The sequence below is a fragment of the Leptospira barantonii genome, assembly GCF_002811925.1.
In the GTDB taxonomy this organism is placed as follows: Bacteria; Spirochaetota; Leptospiria; order Leptospirales; family Leptospiraceae; genus Leptospira; species Leptospira barantonii.
Genome location: NZ_NPDS01000003.1, coordinates 187164 through 203182 on the forward strand (window position 1 = coordinate 187164; position 16019 = coordinate 203182).

Genomic DNA, 16019 nt, shown 5'->3' on the forward strand with positions numbered 1-16019 from the left:
TTACGGTGGTTCGCCTACTGCGCGGGATAACCGCCGTAAGTCATCTTGCCGACCAGATAGACGGGGCTTTTTTTCTCGGTAAGAATTCTCTGATTCAAATCGGTCTGCAGACTTGTAAGAAAATCATCCGTATAAGAGGTTCCGTTTCCATCCACAATCAAAACGTAATGTATTTTTTCTGAATCTTCTCCCGCATCCGGGTCGTTCCAGGAAACAAAAAGCGAACCGGAATCGGCGACGCGATTCGGATCGGCGATCAAGATCGATTCGTTCGAAACGTTTTGAATCGTAGAAGACAAGGTTTTGTTGTAAATCTTGGAATCGGAAACGACGACCAGATTCGAACTCGAAAAATGAGAAGGAATAAAAATCTCCGTGGGCGCGTCCGAACTTCTTCCTTTCCAAATCAAAATCGCAAAACGTCTATCGCCGAAGGAAACGGTTCCTCCGATTTTCGGTCGAATCCCACCCCAAGCATACACGTTGTTCCAGGAATCGGCGCCTAACGTATTGTAATAAAAGCTGAGAATTCTTCCCTGAGATCTTCTCGGATATGCTCGCTGAATCGCCTTCGAGTCGACGTTCCAAGTCGTTCCGTAGTTTCCGATCACCGAAAAATTCTCGTCGTTCCAAGCGTCCTTCTTCGTGATCAGCTTGGAAGTGTTGCCATTCATATATTCGAAATGATTGTCATAGTAATAATCCCAATGCCATTGTGTCCCCGAAACCAGCAGAGAATAAAAGTCAGCATAACGCGTCTTAGTCGTTTGTTCGACGTCGGAAATCTCCATCGCCTGATAAACGGCCGAGATCATCCTAGGCGTATCCTTGGCCCCGGTTCCGTTCAACCACATTCCGAACTCGCTTAAAAACACGGGAATCTTTAGAAATCTCGTTTCTTTACGAATCTCGTCCAAATATTTAAAGTAAGTCGCATTGTCGATTCCAGTGAGATCGGTCCCCATTCTTCCCGCGTCGTAAAAATGAGAATTAAAAACGAAACCCGCTCCGGGCAACGTAGTCAAATGACCTCCTCCAGTGGGAGGAACGATCGCGCTCCCTACATTCGTATTCCAGAATACAAGAGGTTCCGCATATACGGATTTTGTTTCCCAGCCGTTCGCGCTCAAAGTCTGTCGAATTCTTCTATAAAAAGGCCACAACTTTTGATTGTCCCATTGAGCCGCGGACAACCCTTCCATTCCTCCGTCGACGGGTTCGTTAAACGGATCCATTCCCAAAACGTAATCAAACTCTTCGGCAGTTAACTTTTCTTGAATATACTTTGCGGCCTTTCCTAACTGCCATACGAACTCGGTCTGCATATTTCTCGGACCCGACGATGTGTTGAACGAAACATCGTTCCAAAAATTCCGAAATCCTTTTCGGATCGCTTCGTTGGTAAGATTGTTCTGACTCCAATTCGCACAAACGATTCCGCAGTATTCGTTGGGATAAGTTCCCGATGGAGTCACCCAACGAGGCGCTCCGTTTCCGGTGTACCAGGAATTCTTATTAAAAAGATTTCTTGAAAACAAGTCCTGATGATAATCCACCAAGACATACATTTTCAAAGCGATCGCCTTTTTCATTTGTGCGATCACGGCATCCAGATAAGAATAATCGATCGTATCAACCCCGGTATGCACTCCTTCCCAAGCGATCGTAAATCGGATCATATTCGATCCGGTGGTTTTTCCAAGTCTTGAAAACGCGATCTCCGCGTCGGATTCGTTTTGAAACGGCTTAAATCCGTGTTGAACCAGCTTCATATTTCCGGAGATGTTAAAACCTCTGAAATACGCTTCTCTTCCGAGTGAGTCCAAAAAGATCGGATCCGTTTTCGTTTGATACGTTTTTTCTCCGATTACGATCCTTCTCGCTTCCGGAAGATTTCCATAATCCAAGCTGTGAGAAATTCCGGAGCTTGTATCGTTTAGAAACGTTATATTCGGGTTTTGAGAATTTTGCGATAACGCCGAAACGTCGGATCCGTTCGAAAGGAACGGAAGAATCGGATTTTGTTTGGAATCGTTCGTTCCGCAGTTTTGTTGAACGAAGATACAAATCGAAAGAAGGAACAACGCGGATCTTTTCATGAGGAGGGATCTTATCGACTTCGTATTAAAAAGAAATCGCAAATCGGAATTTCGATATAAAAAGAAGAACGTTAAACGAAATCGAAAATTTATTTTTTCACTTCTATTCCCGTTTTTTAATCCGTTTATAAGTGGTTTATCATAAGCCCGGGTTAGGGCGATTTTACGGATCAATTCTCCTCGACGAGTTTGATTCTTTCGATAATCCTTGTCTTGTATGGAACTGAGCTTCCCTTCTCCCGGAAATCCTATCTTCGATTACGTTCTTCTTCCTTGTTTTATTTTTCTTTCGAGAGTGACCGACGTATCGATCGGAACGATCCGAGTCATTCTTCTTACTCGGGAAAAGAAAGCGATCGCGGCGTCGCTCGGATTTTTAGAGGTTCTTCTTTGGGTGATCGTAATCACTCAGGTCATCAAAAATCTAAACAACGTATTTTGTTATCTCGCATACGCCGGTGGATTCGCGACCGGAACTTTTATCGGAATGATCCTCGAAGAAAAGTTGGCGATCGGTTATTCTCTTTTGAGAATTATCTCCCCTCAAAACGGACAAGAGATTGCGAACCAACTTTCCGATGCGGGTTATCGCGTTACGACGATGGACGGACATGGAAGTCGCGGTCCCGTGAAGATCGTTTTTACGGTTTTAAGAAGAAAGAAGATCATTCAGGCGATGAAGATCGTCAAGAACGTGGAACCGGACGTTTTCTATTCGATCGAAAACGCCCGAAGCACCAGTTCGGCTGTGTCCGAAGATTCCCCAGGACTTCTCCGAAGAGGAATCCTGGAAAGAATTCTAAAGGTTAGGAAGTAGGATTTTCGTTTAAAGTCGGTTCTATACTGGAATTTTGACGTAGAGTTTTTTGATTTCTTTTTGGATGAATTTCGGAAAGTTCATCTGATACTCGTTGATCAGAAGTTTCCAATCGTCTTTTCGGATGAATTTTCTGCAACTTGCAGACCCGCAACCGCACTCGAAGGTTTGATCGAAGTTCACGATAAAATTCGCGTAGTCGATGGTAAGTTCCTCTCCCTCGCGGATTTCACGCTTTGCAACGATGTTGTCGTCCTGATCGTACCACATATTCGGATCACAGGAGTGATTCATGAAGTTGGAATGGTTGATTACGTACTGATCGCTGGTAGGCCCGGTCACTAAACCGAAGTCCACGTCGTATCCGTATTTCATGAAGATGTCCTTTTCGGAATCGGGAAGCGACTCGGCTTCGTCGACCGTTAGAACTTTCCAGCCAAATTCTTCGTCCTCGATCCACTCGCTGTAGCTGAACAGCAAGGTTCCTTTGGGGATTTTCTTCGTAGCGAAGGTTCCGTTCTCCCCGAATTTGTTGATTCGTTTCTCGATCATGCAGATGATCCCTGCGTTTATCGCCAATGGCAAAATTTTTATCTATCAAGAATGGTATAAAAAAAACTTCAATTAAAATACTGAATTCGAGTAATATTTAATGCAAGTCCCCGGTTGCGGTCCTTGAAAAAAAAATCCCATTCCGAAAATGTAAATAAATTTCCTAAGACCGATCTTCGAGCAGACCTCCGGGAATCCAAGTCTCCAAAGGAGAATCTCCTTCTTCCGCTTGAGGCAAGTCCTTTCTTAAAACCTTAAAGTTGTTTCCACCGATCTCCACGACCAAGGACGACTTGTGAAAGAGCCAGTTCCGATTTCCGGATCTTTCGAGGTTAGACTGCGCTTTGCCGGTCTCTAAAAAACACAAGGCCGAGAATCGATCGCCGATTTTTTCTGTGAGAAGTTCCACTTGTTCTTCGAAACCTTTTCCCTTCTTGTCCTTGGAAGAAGATCCGAAGTCCACAAAGACCGGAAGAATTTTTTCGCCCTTCGGAATTCTATCCGAAAGAAGAAAGTCCGCAGACTTCAAAACGGAGTCCGTATGAAAGAAAACAGGACTCGAGGTTGAAATTTTCTGTTTGGAAGAAATTTTTGCAAGAGTGTGAAGCCTTTCGAGATGGATCGACGCTTCCGGAAAGATAAGAACGGGATAGACCTTCTTACGATTGAGTTTCTTTTTCCAACGCAGTAACAAATTGCTCTTTGCTTGGGTCGGATCTAAAAGTGTGATTAGCAACATGATCGATTTCGATTTTTCCGTTTTCTAAATCCCGAGACGGTCCTAAAATACCTATCGACAGAACTTAATATATGTTTAGCTATTTATTAATGCGACATCGGAACCACAACTTAATTTTTAAAACCGAAATCCTTTTCGGAAATTGGCTCGATTTTCTTAAAACGTCTCGAATCGGCGATTGGATAAAGAATATGAATACTTTTCAAGGGAGAATTTTTCGCAATGTCCTTCTTCAAAAATAAAAAACAAGAAGAGGCTCCCGATACTCTCGCACATCTTTATCTCAATCCGGAAAATTCCTCCTGGGCAAACTTCGGTTACTGGAAGAACACTTCCGATTATCCGGAGGCTTGTAAAACCTTAGCGATTCTTCTCGGTAAGAAGGCGGAACTCGAACAAGGACTCAAGGTTTTGGACTTAGGCTTCGGTTGCGGAGATCAATTCTTTGTTTGGAAGGAAGAATTCTCCGTCGACTTCTCCGATCTTACCGGAGTCAACTCGTCCGCGGTCCAAGTGGAATTTGCAAAAAATCTGATAGACTTGCGGGCGGATTCTTCCCCGAAACTAATCTGTGCTCCGATCGAAAATACGATCGTCTCATTTACGCATCAGTCCTTTGATCGAATCCTTTGTCTGGACAGCGCGGTCTTCTTTACGGATCGAAAGGAATTTTGCGAACAAGCCTTTCGAATTCTCAAACCCGGAGGGGCTTTGATCTCCGCAGAGTTGATCTTGAAGAATTCCAAACTCGGCATGTTCGATTCATGGCTCCGGGATCGGATCTGTGCGTTAAGTTCCATTCCGAAAAAAAATCGGGTCACAACTGATTCTCTTTCTCAAATTTTAAAATCTTCGGGCTTTGCCGTAGACGGTTTCGATTTTTTAGATAAGGATATGTTCCAAGGGTTTGCGAACTTTCTGAAACACAAAACAGCGGACCCGAAGATACCGAAAAGAATCGCGCGTAAGTATTCGAGCTTCGCGGATTTTCTCGGCGGCTCCCGGATGAGCCGCTACTTTCAGTTCGTTCTTTACGCGGCCGTGAAACCGAAGACGGCTTAAATTTTTAAGACTGCATCGAATTCTCGACCCAACGAGTCACGTCCAAAGACGTGGAAACACCCGCTTCCAAAAGAGGAATTCCATATCTTGCATACGATCCGCAGAACCAAACCTTTCTTCCCGGTTGTTCCTGAAGGCTCTTCAGTTCGTCGATGGTCTTTTGATTTTTGAGATCGATGATCGGTCTTTCAAATCTGGATCGGGAAATCAAGGTTCCGTCTTTCGGTTCTTCCAAAGGATTCCATGTCTGAAAGATTTCGGCCTTTCCGATTTCGGGAAGAACCTTGTTCAAAAGGATCGTAGCCGAAGGTTTATCGGTTTCCGGTGAAAGTGTAAAACAAAGAGGAGCCCAATGTCTTTTTTTGTTGGGCATAAAGGAAGAATCCGTGTGCATCAGAATTTCGGATTCTTCGTAACGAAACGAGGAAAGAAGTTCTTTTTCCCTTTGCATCTCGTCCGGTAAAAGTCCGATCGCCTGATTGGCCGGAGTCGCGACCACGACCCGATCGAATTCTTCCTTTCCCTGATCGAAAGAAACAAAAACTTTTTTACCGTTGAGTTCGATTCTTCTGGGATTGGATTTCAATCGAACCTCTTTCGCGCCCACCGAAAGCCTTTCGGTGATGTCTCTCGTTCCGTGACTTGCGGTTAAAAAACGAAGGAACTTCAGACCTTTTGCGTGATAACGGATCACCGCTTCAGCCGGATAATTCTTAGCGCTTTTCAGAGTGCATGTGTTGATCGTAGCGAACATAGGAACCAGATACTTTTCTTCGAATGCCTTCGAGTAACCGAACCTTTGTAGGAATGCGGAAATCGTAAGTTGTTCACCTTTGAGAGATTCCCATTGATTTGCGGATTCTCCGTAAAACCGAATCGAATCCGAAAAGATTTTTCTGGATTCTCCGCTTTGAAAACAAACCGGAGAAACGAACGGATAAAAATTTCCGCCGAGTCCGAATGTGGAGAATTGAAAATAAGTCGAGCCGTCCCTTTCGCTGAGCGAAAAGGAATAATCCACGGGTCTGAATTCGATTCCCGCTTCGTTGTACATTTCGATCAGACAGGGATAATAATTTTGTTTGAAGGCTCGGAAAGGAACGTCGAATCGAAAGATCTTATCCTTTAACGCGACATCGGTTCCGTGCGCGTCCATTCCCGGAAGAGAATGACGTTCGATCAAAACGACTTCGTGTTCTTTACTCAGATACCAACACGCGCTGAGTCCCGCGATTCCACTTCCTAAGATTGCGATTTTCATATTTCGTTTCTTAGAATTAGATTCTCCGAAAGAAAACATAGGAATTTTTTTCTTTCGAAATGAAAAACATGTAAACAAGAGTTTGTTTCGTATTCCTCGTGTAACCGATCCGTTAAGGGATCGAATTTCAATTCGGGAGGGTCGGAATGTTCCACTCTAAAGTTTTAATTTTCTTTTTTACATCGTTGTTCTTTGTTTCCTCTTTGTTCGCGGCTCCTAAAACGGAAAAGGCCACGTTCGCGGGAGGTTGTTTTTGGTGTATGGAAGGTCCTTTCGAATCTCTTCCGGGTGTCATCTCCGTAACTTCCGGTTATTCCGGCGGAAAGGAAGTGAATCCTACTTACGAAGACGTGGGTTACGGAAGAACGGGCCATAGAGAAAGCGTTCAGATAGAATTCGATCCGTCCAAGATCCGTTACGCGGATCTCTTAAAAGTTTTTTGGAAACAGATCAATCCGACTGACAACGGCGGACAATTCGCGGATCGAGGCAATCAATACAGAACCGGAATTTTTTATCACGGTGAAGCTCAGAAAAAAGCCGCCGAAGAATCCAAACAAGAGATCGCAAAGTCCGGAAAATTTTCCGCGCCGATCGTGGTGGAAATCATTCCTTTTACGGCGTTTTATCCCGCGGAAGGGTATCATCAGAACTACTACAAAACGAACCCCGATCATTATAAGGCGTATCGCAAAGGTTCAGGAAGAGAGGCGTATCTGGAGAATCTCTGGGGCAAACACTAAAAACGAAAACGGATCGAAATCCTTTCGGACCCGATCCGTTCTTAATAAAATTCTAATATTTAAGAATGTCGCTTAACAAAGACGAATCAAAAACATAGTGAGTCTTTGCAGTTTGTCCCTGCCCTGACCCGGCTCCTTCAAATCTTTTTCGATCGTTTTTCTGTAAATCGCCTTGAGATGGTTCTTTAGAGTTCCTGAATGTACGCCCAACTGACGGACAAGACTGTCTCTCGTTTGACCGGCGACAAGAAGTTCGCAGATCTTGGCTTCTTGATAGGTAAGTCCGTATTCCTTTTGCAGTTTCGGAAAAAGGGATTCTCTAATTTTACCGCTTTGAACCGCCTCGGCGGAAACGAAACTTCCTTGGGAAGAAACGGCCATCGCCGATCCGTTCGAAGGCAGATCCACTCTACATAAGAAATTTGAAATATTCCCGGCCTCGTCACGAAGCGGAGTGATTCTTTCCTTCCAAGAAATCGTTTCACCGGAACCGTTTCGGTTTAAAAAATCTCCTTCGTATTCCTTTCCGGAAAGAATGGTTTTCCAGAACTCTTCGTAAAATTCGGAACCGTGTGTTCCCGATTGAAAAACTTTCGGATTTTTACCGATCAATTCGTTTCGATTGTAACCGGAAAGATTCTCAAAAACCGGATTGATATATTCGATCGTACCTTCCCGATCCGTGATGAACATCGCATGTGGATATTGATAAAAGTAAGAAGTTAATATCGAGGAAAGATTCGTTCCACCCGCGCCTTCTCCGTTTTGATTTTCAACACACATAAAGATTCTCCCTATCCCTTAAGAGATAAACGATTCTCCTTCGTAAAGAACCGCCATAAACATACCTAAGTATTCATACGAAGTCTTCGATCCGTCAAACCTAAGCGGCTTTCAAAAGTCCTTTGAGGGATTGATAAAAATCAGGAAAACGAATTAGTTAGGTAATAGACGATTTTCTAGGACCGCCGATATTCGGCCAAATCGAGAGGAAATTATGAAAGAATGTACGATGCCGAAAAAGAATCTCATAGGAGTCGGAAGCCGCACTAAAAACGCGGACGAGATGGGACCAAACGGAAAAATCCCGGAAGTCTGGGGAAAATTCTTTCAAGAAGTATTGCCAAGGGTTCAGAACGCGGGAGATTCCATCTACGCGGTTTATTCGAATTACGAAAGCGACGAGAACGGAGAATATTCTTACTTTATCGGAATTCCTTCCGATGAAAAAGGTTCCTTTGAAACGTTTCAATTACCCGAAGGAAATTATTTGGAACTCACGACCGCGTCCGGAAAAAGTCCGGAGATCGTAATTCAACTTTGGCAAGAAGTATGGGCGAGCCAAGATGTAAAAGGCAAACGCGCCTTTGCGGTGGACTACGAAATCTATCCGATGGATTTTACGGCGACTCCGGAAACACAGGTTAAATTATATCTTTCCGAAAAAAGATAAATACAATCGGCGGAACTCTTCGGGTTTATCAACGAACCTGAAGAGTTTTTTGAGCTTAAGAATTTTGAATTTCAATTTTCAAGATCCAATCGTTAAGCGAAATTGGTTCTATGGCAGATTTTCAACTGGTAATCGGAGATAAAAAATTCTCCTCTTGGTCCTTACGACCTTGGATTCTACTCAAAGAAAATAAAATACCTTTTACCGAAATTTCCCTTACGTTGAACACTCCCGAGTTTTACGAAAAGATAAAACACTATTCGAACGCGGGTAAGGTTCCGGTTCTGATCGACGGAGACGTCAAGATCTGGGACACTCTGAGCATCGTTGAATATTTGGCGGAAACCTTTCCCGAAAAAAATCTATGGCCGAAAGACAAGGCCGCAAGGGCTTTCGCTCGTTCCGTCGTCGCGGAAATGCATTCCGGTTTTTCCGATCTAAGAAAGAATTTATCGATGAATATCGTGGAAAAACTCCACGGCAAAACTTTTCCGGACGAAGCCTGGAAAGACATTCGAAGAATTGAATCCATCTGGAAGGAATGTCTGGCCGCTTACAAAGGACCTTTTCTTTTCGGGAAAGAATTTTCGATCGCGGACGCTTTCTACGCGCCCGTTGTGGGGAGATTTCTCACATACGGAATTTCACTCGGTCCCGAAGCTTCCGGTTATATCTCCAAGATCAGCAATCTTTATTCTTACAAAGAATGGGTGGACGGAGCCTTAAAAAAATAACAAAACGGAAGATTAGAATTTTCTAATTTTCCGTTTTTCTTTTTTTATTTTGTATCGTTTATTTTCTTTGCAGTCTGAGCGCGTTTAAAACGACCGAAACAGAACTGAGCGCCATCGCACCTCCCGCAATCCAAGGCGCCAAAAAACCTGCGGCGGCGATCGGAATTCCGAGTGCGTTGTAGAACAAGGCCCAAAACAAATTCTGACGAATATTGTAAACGGTCTTTCTACTCATTGCAAACGCGTTCGCGATCGAAATCAAATCCCCGTTCATGATGACCACATCCGACGATTCCATAGCGACGTCGGTTCCGGTTCCCATCGAGATCCCAAGATCCGCGACGGCCAAGGCGGGAGCGTCGTTGATTCCATCTCCTACCATCGCGACAACCTTACCCGAGTTCATGAGATTTTTGACCTCGTTCGATTTTCCTTCGGGGAGAACCTCGGCTAACACGTGTTCAATGCCACAAGCCTTCGCGACCGAATCTGCGGTTCTTCGGTTGTCTCCGGTGATCATATAGATTTCCATACCGAGGGATTTTAATTTTTCGATCGCAATCGGTGTGGAATCCTTGATCGTATCCGCCAAAGTAAGAATCGCGGAATGAATTCCGTTAACACTCAGATGAACCACGGTGGAACCTTCCGATTCTCTTTTTTGTTTTAGATTTAGCAGTTCCTGTTTTAATTCGATTCCTCTTTCTCCAAACAGACGATCCGTTCCGATCAAAATGTTTTTTCCGTCGACGATCGCGGAGATTCCTCCGCCCGGAATCGTCTCGAAGCTCTTCGGAATCGAAAGGGAAATTCCTTTCGTCTTTGCGAACTCAACGATCGCCTTGGAAAGAGGATGTTCCGAGTTCTGTTCCGCAGACGCGGCCAGAGCCAGATAAGAATTCTCCTCCGTCGAATTTAAACTCTCCAAACTTTTCAAAACCGGTTTGCCGTAAGTCAAGGTTCCGGTTTTATCGAAAACGATCGTCTGGACTCTATGAGCAATTTCTAATGCTTCTGCGGTTCTAAACAAAACGCCCAATGTGGCCGCCTTACCCGATCCGGCGAGAATGGAAACCGGAGTCGCCAAACCCAAGGCACAAGGACAAGCGATCACAAGAACCGCGATCGCCTTCTCCAAAGCTCCCGCAAAGTTAGAAGGATCGAACCAAACATACCAAAGAACCCAAGTGACGATCGAAAACAAAATCACAACGGGAACAAAGATCCCGGAAATTCGATCTGCGATCCTTTGAATCGGAGCTCGGGAACCTTGCGCCTCTTGAACCACTCGAATGATCCCAGAAAGTAAAGTATCCTTTCCTACTTTGGAAGCCCTGAGTTTTAAAATTCCGTTTTGATTCAGCGAACCGCCGAACAAAGAACTCGAAATCGTTTTTTCCACGGGAATACTTTCACCGGTTAACATCGATTCGTCGACGGAAGAATTTCCTTCCTCCACGATTCCATCCACGGGAACCGTTTCACCCGCCTTCACCAAAAGAAGATCGCCCGGTCTTACGGCGAGCAAAGGAATCTCTTGAATTTCTCCGTCTCGTATGATGTTCGCGTTCTTCGGTTGCAAACCGACCAAGGATTGAATCGCTTTCGATGATTTGCCCTTTGCGATATGTTCCAAAAATTTTCCGAAAAGAATCAACGTAATCAGCACGGAAGAAGTTTCATAATAAAGAGAAACTTCTCCGTGATGATGTGCGCCGAACGTGAGAATGGATTGATAAACGCTGTAAAAATACGCCGCCGATGTTCCCAATGCCACGAGAACGTCCATGTTCGCGCTTCCGTTTTTTAAGGCTCGAAACGCGCCCTTATAAAAGGAAGCGCCGATCCAAAATTGAACCGGACTCGCCAGCGCGAATTGAAGCCAAGGGTTCATTAGAAAAGATACATATTCGGAAAGTTGATTTTTCCCGAAATGTCCGATCATACTCAAAAGAAGAGGAAGGGACAGAACGGCGGAAACCGCGAGACGAACTTTCAAGTTTTTGAATTCTTTTTCGTGCGCCTTTTCAGTTTCGCCGTGAAGTTCCAACTCTTCGTGAACCAGAGCGCGATAACCGAGGGAATCCACCTTATCCAAAAGGATCCGTTCGTTTACGGAAGAATCGAACTCCACCTTTGCGGTCTCCATCGCGAAGTTGACCCTTGCGTCCGTAACTCCTGGAATTTTTTTAAGACCCTTTTCGATTCGTAGCGCGCAGTTCGCACAGGTCATCCCGATTAGATCGAGGGTAACACCTTCGGACGGAGAATCTTTCACGGAACTCATTTGACTTCGCCCGGAGTATAACCTTCTTCGAGAATCGCCGCCTTAACCTTGGACAATTCCTCCGAAGTTCCCTCGCCTTGATAAACGACTTCCTTGTTTTCCAAACTTGCCTTTCCCGTTAATCCGACTTCCTTAAGAGCGGACTCGACGGTTTTCAAACAGTGCGCACAAGTCATACCTTCCACGGATAATTTAATTTCTTTCATAGTTCTCCTCCGATTTATTTAAGAATGCGATCCACGGTCGTCATAAACTCGTCCAGGATCTTGGAATCGTTCTGCTGAAATCTTTCGACAACGCAGGTTTGGATATGGCTTTTGAGAAGAGTTTTCGAAACTCCGTCCAAGGCCGACTTCGTGGAAGACAACTGATTCAAAACGTCGTCGCAGTATTCTTCCCTTTCGATCATCCCTTGAATCCCTCGGACCTGCCCTTCGATCTTTTTCAAACGAAGAATCAGATTCTCCTTAACCTTCGGATCCGAATGAAGTTTGTGTTTCGGTTTCATATCTACCATACCCCCCTATACTATAGACATTTTAAAACGAAATCGGATTCCGAGAAATTCTTTTTTTAAGAAAAAATATTTCAACTTCGCATCAAAATACTTATTTTTTGTTTACTATTTTTATAATTAGTATACCCTTACCTTGATAAGAATATGATCGAAAAACCCAAAATCAACCGGGGAACTCAGTCCAAAATCGCGGGACGTTTCGAATCCAGAACCAGAGAAACGGATCCCGAATTTGAAGATGATAGAATGTCGCCTCAGACCGTTCTTCTCGAAGAAAAGGCCAAAACGATCGTTTCCGAAAACGACGTTCCCGATCTGTTTTTTACGAAATCCATCAATCCGTATCGAGGATGCGAACACGGTTGTATCTACTGTTACGCAAGACCGAATCACGCGTATGTGGATCTTTCGCCCGGAATCGATTTCGAAACCAAGATATTCGCGAAGAAAAACGCTCCCGAACTTCTACGAAAATATCTTTCGAAACAAAAAGGAGAAGTCCATACAATTCAACTCGCGGGTGTTACTGATATTTATCAACCCGCGGAAAGAAAATTGGAAATCACGAGAGAACTTCTCAAAGTATTCTTGGAATTCAAACAACCGGTCGCGTTGATCACCAAATCCTTTTTAATCACCCGCGATTTGGATCTTTTGGAAAAACTCGCATCCGAGAATTTAGTGAAGGCCTTCATCAGCGTAACAACGCTGGATTCCGAGTTATGGAAAAGAATGGAACCGAGAACCGCAAGCCCCGAAAGAAGACTAGAAGCGATTCGAAAACTTTCCGAAATCGGAGTTCCGACCGGAGTGATGGCCGCTCCGATGATTCCCGGACTGAACGATATAGAACTGGAAAGAATATTAGAAAAATCTAAAGCATCCGGAGCCAGAAGCGCGGGAATGGTTTTTTTGAGACTTCCCTACGAGGTCGCTCCCTTGTTTATGGATTGGCTTGAGAAGAATTATCCCCTCAAAAAGGATAAGGTCGAAAATTTAATACGACAAGCTCGGGGAGGAAAACTCTACGATTCCGATTACAAAACCCGGATGATCGGAAGCGGAAATTACGCCGAAATGCTTTGGAAAAGATTTTTTAACGCGCGAAAACGCCTCGAACTCGAGGATCGAATGTCGCTTAACAAAAAAATTTTCCGAATTCCTGATCTATACCGAATTCGCTTAACAAAAGGAGAATCGTTCATTCCGGGATTACAGTGACATAGAAAGAGAATTCTTTCTAATTCTCGGTCAAAAAATTCGTTCCCAACACGCCTCAGCCCACTTCGCTTAACAATTTTAAGACAAACAAAGATAACTAACATTGTTTTTTAGAAACTCGATTCGTCTGAACAACAAAATCATAAAAACATGAAGTTATTTTTTATTCTACCCGTTATTTAAAAAAGATTCCAGTTGGACTTGACTAAACTCGCGTAAGTTTTGAACAATGCTGCGGAACTCCTTCCTAATTTATATATCAGGAGAATAGTGAAGAGAATGAAAAACAAAAGAACGAAGAGCGTAGGGTTGATTTTATGTGCCCTGCTATTTATGGCAGGATCGCTTTCTGCTCAGACTTACACCGTGTTTGTTCACGGAAAGTCCGATCAGAATCACAACGGCACAGGAACAACCGACGTTAACAACTACTGGGGAACAAGTGTGAATTCCGTTTCGGGAGCTAAGGTATTTGTCGGATACGACGGAACCTCCGATCCAAGAACTTACGGAACCGCTCGTGCTCAGACCAACTTTACTACGGTAATGAACACGTATTGCAAGGGATCCAATTCCTGCAAAATCGTTTGCCATAGTGCTGGTTGTTACGTAACCGAATATTGGTTATCCAACCTCGGAGCAACCGCTTCGAGCAAAGGTTATAACATCACGAAAGTAACCGCTTTAGCGGCGGCTTCCGGCGGATCGGAACTCGCTTCCGCTCTGAACGGCGCAACTTTCGGATTTGCTGGAAACGCGATGGACAAGTCTCTGATCGTTTCTACTGCAAGAGGAGCTTACAACCACAACAACACCGGTGGAATTACTTTCTACCAAGTTCCCGGTTATAAGGGAATGGCGGGAGCTTCTTTGATCCTTCCGGGTGAAGACGATTACGCGGTTGCGTTCCATTCTTCCTGTGCTTACAACAAGTCGGGCGGACTCAGCCAGTGCCAGTCCTCTTTGACTCAAAGCGAAGGAGTTTGGCCTTTCAACTCGAACGTGACTTACACGCAGTTTCAAGGACATACCAGAGCGCCTTCAGTGGGAGCTTCCGGTTTGTATCTGAATCACAGCGAACTTAAAAACGAGGGCTGGAGATAATCCTCCGATTTCGTTTTTAAGAAAAAAAATCCCGCTCCTTCGAGCGGGATTGCCTTTCGACCGAAATCCGGTCAAACTAAATATTCCAATTTTAGAATATTCTTATCTTTCCATACTTTCCAATTCTTTGATCCTTCTCTGTTTTTCGTTGCTGTCCCAGAGTTTCGAAGTGAACTGTTTCACGTCGTATAACTTCGTTTTAAAAAAGTCCTTATAAGGAAGAATCAACTCTCGATCGGGTTCAACGGTCTTAGCGGCTTGGATCTTTTTCAAACCCGCTTCTCCTTGACTGAACCATTCCGGATCGATCGCAAGATTGACCCTATGCCCTCTTACATCCGTCAGCACGTAAGGACCGTCCAAACCGGAATCGCGTATTAACTTTCCGTAAAATAAGAATTCCGCTTCTCCGTAACCGGACGGCAGTTTGGAATCGAAGGTTCCCCAAGCGATATATTCCCCGGTCTCCGCGTGTTTTAAATTTCCTTCGAGATGATAGTTCCCTGCCTTATAAACGTTCACACCCACTCGAACCACAAGAGAACCGTCGCTCGTCGTATCCGAAAACGCCCCGCTCAGTTCGGCCGGTTTCCCGGGAGAAGAAAAGAACGACGTGTTTAACTTTCCGGTTTTCTTAAATCCGGGAGCGTAACGGAATTCCACTTCTAAGATCATATCGCCCCAATCTTTCCCGGTCGGCTTCCATTGGAACGTATAGAGCAAATCCTTTGCGAGATCGTCCCCGTTCACGCCGTTGTCTCCGTAATCCGGACTTAAGGCTCCGAATTTTTCACCGTCGAATTCTCTCCACATACGCGCGCCTTTAATATCCACGGGAATCCGTTTTCCTTCGGGTCCCCTGCATTCAAACGTTATGCGCATTTGGTCCTGAGATCCGATCACCGCCCAGGTCATAGGTTGTAACTGACAGGTATAACCGTTCGCTTCTTTCGAATCCACGGAATCCGCCATCGGAATCGCGGTAGTCTGTATATAGAACGGTTTGATCAAATCGTCGTTGTATTTGGTGAGAGGTCTCGAGTTCGGAGGATACTGGGACCATTCTTTATAATCTTCTAATATTCTTTCCATAGGGACGGAGTCGTCTATGTCTTGTAAGGTGCCCCCCGAACCTCCGGAATCAAAAGCCGAGCCGGAACCGCCCGGCGGAGAATTCTTCGCCATTCTTTCCGCTCTTTCTTTTTTTTCCAGGTCGGACTCGAACCAAGATCCCCCTCTTTCTTCCGGCCAGAAAACGAACACCGTTAGAATTAAAACCGCTGACACAATCAGCCCATAGATCACATATTTATTTCCCGTTTTCATGAATTCTTCTTCCTTAACTCCCAGAAAAGAGCGACTAACGCATTTCGATTCTTATTTTTCGGAGAACAGGGTAAATTCTCCCTAAGTAGGGGCAACTACATTTG

Annotated in this window: 16 protein-coding genes; 7 read left to right on the forward strand and 9 right to left on the reverse strand. The window is 44.5% G+C overall.

What is annotated here, in order from left to right:
- Positions 1–14 precede the first annotated feature (14 nt).
- Positions 15–2099, reverse strand: coding sequence for a cellulase family glycosylhydrolase (locus CH367_RS09450; RefSeq protein WP_100762385.1), 2085 nt, complete (start codon positions 2097–2099; stop codon positions 15–17).
- A gap of 217 nt (positions 2100–2316) precedes the next feature.
- Between CH367_RS09450 and CH367_RS09455 the strand changes: the two genes are divergently transcribed.
- Entirely contained in the window at positions 2317–2916 is a 600-nt protein-coding gene (locus tag CH367_RS09455; RefSeq protein WP_100762247.1) for a DUF2179 domain-containing protein, read from the forward strand.
- Between the two features lie 21 nt (positions 2917–2937).
- Here the strand turns inward: CH367_RS09455 and CH367_RS09460 are convergent, their stop codons facing one another.
- Entirely contained in the window at positions 2938–3468 is a 531-nt protein-coding gene (locus CH367_RS09460) for an SET domain-containing protein (RefSeq protein WP_100762248.1), read from the reverse strand.
- A 163-nt stretch (positions 3469–3631) separates the two neighbouring features.
- Positions 3632–4207 (reverse strand): hypothetical protein, encoded by a 576-nt coding sequence (locus tag CH367_RS09465; protein WP_100762249.1) that lies wholly within the window; start codon positions 4205–4207, stop codon positions 3632–3634.
- A gap of 222 nt (positions 4208–4429) precedes the next feature.
- Between CH367_RS09465 and CH367_RS09470 the strand changes: the two genes are divergently transcribed.
- Positions 4430–5269: a class I SAM-dependent methyltransferase gene (locus CH367_RS09470; protein WP_100762250.1), complete on the forward strand. Its 840-nt coding sequence runs from the start codon at positions 4430–4432 to the stop codon at positions 5267–5269.
- Positions 5270–5273: 4 nt separating this feature from the next.
- Here the strand turns inward: CH367_RS09470 and CH367_RS09475 are convergent, their stop codons facing one another.
- Entirely contained in the window at positions 5274–6530 is a 1257-nt protein-coding gene (locus CH367_RS09475) for an NAD(P)-binding protein (protein WP_100762251.1), read from the reverse strand.
- Between the two features lie 146 nt (positions 6531–6676).
- On the opposite strand from CH367_RS09475, the gene msrA reads away from it, so the two are divergent.
- Positions 6677–7273 (forward strand): peptide-methionine (S)-S-oxide reductase MsrA, encoded by a 597-nt coding sequence (gene msrA / locus CH367_RS09480; RefSeq protein ID WP_100762252.1) that lies wholly within the window; start codon positions 6677–6679, stop codon positions 7271–7273.
- Between the two features lie 72 nt (positions 7274–7345).
- On the opposite strand, the gene CH367_RS09485 is transcribed toward msrA, so the two are convergent.
- The gene (locus CH367_RS09485) at positions 7346–8056 is read right to left on the reverse strand and encodes a PAS domain-containing protein (RefSeq protein WP_100762253.1); all 711 of its coding nucleotides are present in this window, start codon (positions 8054–8056) and stop codon (positions 7346–7348) included.
- A 214-nt stretch (positions 8057–8270) separates the two neighbouring features.
- Here CH367_RS09485 and CH367_RS09490 point away from each other — a divergent pair, with 214 nt between their 5' ends.
- Complete coding sequence (locus tag CH367_RS09490) at positions 8271–8726, forward strand: GyrI-like domain-containing protein (protein WP_100762254.1); 456 nt, start codon at positions 8271–8273, stop codon at positions 8724–8726.
- Between the two features lie 110 nt (positions 8727–8836).
- Positions 8837–9460 carry a glutathione S-transferase family protein gene (locus CH367_RS09495; RefSeq protein WP_100762255.1) on the forward strand — a complete coding sequence of 208 codons (624 nt, stop codon included), beginning with the start codon at positions 8837–8839 and terminating at the stop codon, positions 9458–9460.
- 58 nt (positions 9461–9518) lie between these two features.
- Here CH367_RS09495 and CH367_RS09500 read toward each other — a convergent pair whose 3' ends face one another.
- Genes CH367_RS09500 through CH367_RS09510 form a run of 3 tightly spaced genes read right to left on the reverse strand, consistent with a single transcriptional unit; the run spans position 9519 to position 12255 of the window.
- Positions 9519–11747, reverse strand: coding sequence for a heavy metal translocating P-type ATPase (locus tag CH367_RS09500; protein ID WP_100762256.1), 2229 nt, complete (start codon positions 11745–11747; stop codon positions 9519–9521).
- A complete protein-coding gene (locus tag CH367_RS09505; RefSeq protein WP_010575996.1) occupies positions 11744–11953 on the reverse strand; it encodes a heavy-metal-associated domain-containing protein in 210 nt (69 codons plus the stop codon). Before CH367_RS09505 ends, CH367_RS09500 begins: the two co-directional genes overlap by 4 nt.
- 14 nt (positions 11954–11967) lie before the next feature.
- Complete coding sequence (locus tag CH367_RS09510; protein ID WP_100762386.1) at positions 11968–12255, reverse strand: metal-sensitive transcriptional regulator; 288 nt, start codon at positions 12253–12255, stop codon at positions 11968–11970.
- A 153-nt stretch (positions 12256–12408) separates the two neighbouring features.
- Between CH367_RS09510 and CH367_RS09515 the strand changes: the two genes are divergently transcribed.
- Positions 12409–13485, forward strand: coding sequence for a PA0069 family radical SAM protein (locus CH367_RS09515; RefSeq protein WP_100762257.1), 1077 nt, complete (start codon positions 12409–12411; stop codon positions 13483–13485).
- Positions 13486–13764: 279 nt separating this feature from the next.
- On the forward strand, positions 13765–14589 hold the full coding sequence (locus CH367_RS09520) for a hypothetical protein (RefSeq protein ID WP_100762258.1): 825 nt from the start codon (positions 13765–13767) through the stop codon (positions 14587–14589).
- Positions 14590–14691: 102 nt separating this feature from the next.
- On the opposite strand, the gene CH367_RS09525 is transcribed toward CH367_RS09520, so the two are convergent.
- Entirely contained in the window at positions 14692–15915 is a 1224-nt protein-coding gene (locus CH367_RS09525; RefSeq protein ID WP_100762259.1) for a hypothetical protein, read from the reverse strand.
- Between the last annotated feature and the right edge of the window lie 104 nt (positions 15916–16019).

Excerpts from the sequence above, each read along its gene's own strand:
- CH367_RS09470 (WP_100762250.1), top strand. The coding sequence starts at position 4,430 with ATGTCCTTCTTCAAAAATAAAAAACAAGAAGAGGCTCCCGATACTCTC.
- CH367_RS09465 (WP_100762249.1), bottom strand. The coding sequence starts at position 4,207 with ATGTTGCTAATCACACTTTTAGATCCGACCCAAGCAAAGAGCAATTTG.
- CH367_RS09460 (WP_100762248.1), bottom strand. The coding sequence starts at position 3,468 with ATGATCGAGAAACGAATCAACAAATTCGGGGAGAACGGAACCTTCGCT.
- CH367_RS09520 (WP_100762258.1), top strand. The coding sequence starts at position 13,765 with ATGAAAAACAAAAGAACGAAGAGCGTAGGGTTGATTTTATGTGCCCTG.
- CH367_RS09475 (WP_100762251.1), bottom strand. The coding sequence starts at position 6,530 with ATGAAAATCGCAATCTTAGGAAGTGGAATCGCGGGACTCAGCGCGTGT.
- CH367_RS09495 (WP_100762255.1), top strand. The coding sequence starts at position 8,837 with ATGGCAGATTTTCAACTGGTAATCGGAGATAAAAAATTCTCCTCTTGG.
- CH367_RS09515 (WP_100762257.1), top strand. The coding sequence starts at position 12,409 with ATGATCGAAAAACCCAAAATCAACCGGGGAACTCAGTCCAAAATCGCG.
- CH367_RS09450 (WP_100762385.1), bottom strand. The coding sequence starts at position 2,099 with ATGAAAAGATCCGCGTTGTTCCTTCTTTCGATTTGTATCTTCGTTCAA.
- CH367_RS09505 (WP_010575996.1), bottom strand. The coding sequence starts at position 11,953 with ATGAAAGAAATTAAATTATCCGTGGAAGGTATGACTTGTGCGCACTGT.
- CH367_RS09510 (WP_100762386.1), bottom strand. The coding sequence starts at position 12,255 with ATGAAACCGAAACACAAACTTCATTCGGATCCGAAGGTTAAGGAGAAT.
- CH367_RS09490 (WP_100762254.1), top strand. The coding sequence starts at position 8,271 with ATGAAAGAATGTACGATGCCGAAAAAGAATCTCATAGGAGTCGGAAGC.
- CH367_RS09455 (WP_100762247.1), top strand. The coding sequence starts at position 2,317 with ATGGAACTGAGCTTCCCTTCTCCCGGAAATCCTATCTTCGATTACGTT.
- CH367_RS09500 (WP_100762256.1), bottom strand. The coding sequence starts at position 11,747 with ATGAGTTCCGTGAAAGATTCTCCGTCCGAAGGTGTTACCCTCGATCTA.
- CH367_RS09525 (WP_100762259.1), bottom strand. The coding sequence starts at position 15,915 with ATGAAAACGGGAAATAAATATGTGATCTATGGGCTGATTGTGTCAGCG.
- msrA (WP_100762252.1), top strand. The coding sequence starts at position 6,677 with ATGTTCCACTCTAAAGTTTTAATTTTCTTTTTTACATCGTTGTTCTTT.
- CH367_RS09485 (WP_100762253.1), bottom strand. The coding sequence starts at position 8,056 with ATGTGTGTTGAAAATCAAAACGGAGAAGGCGCGGGTGGAACGAATCTT.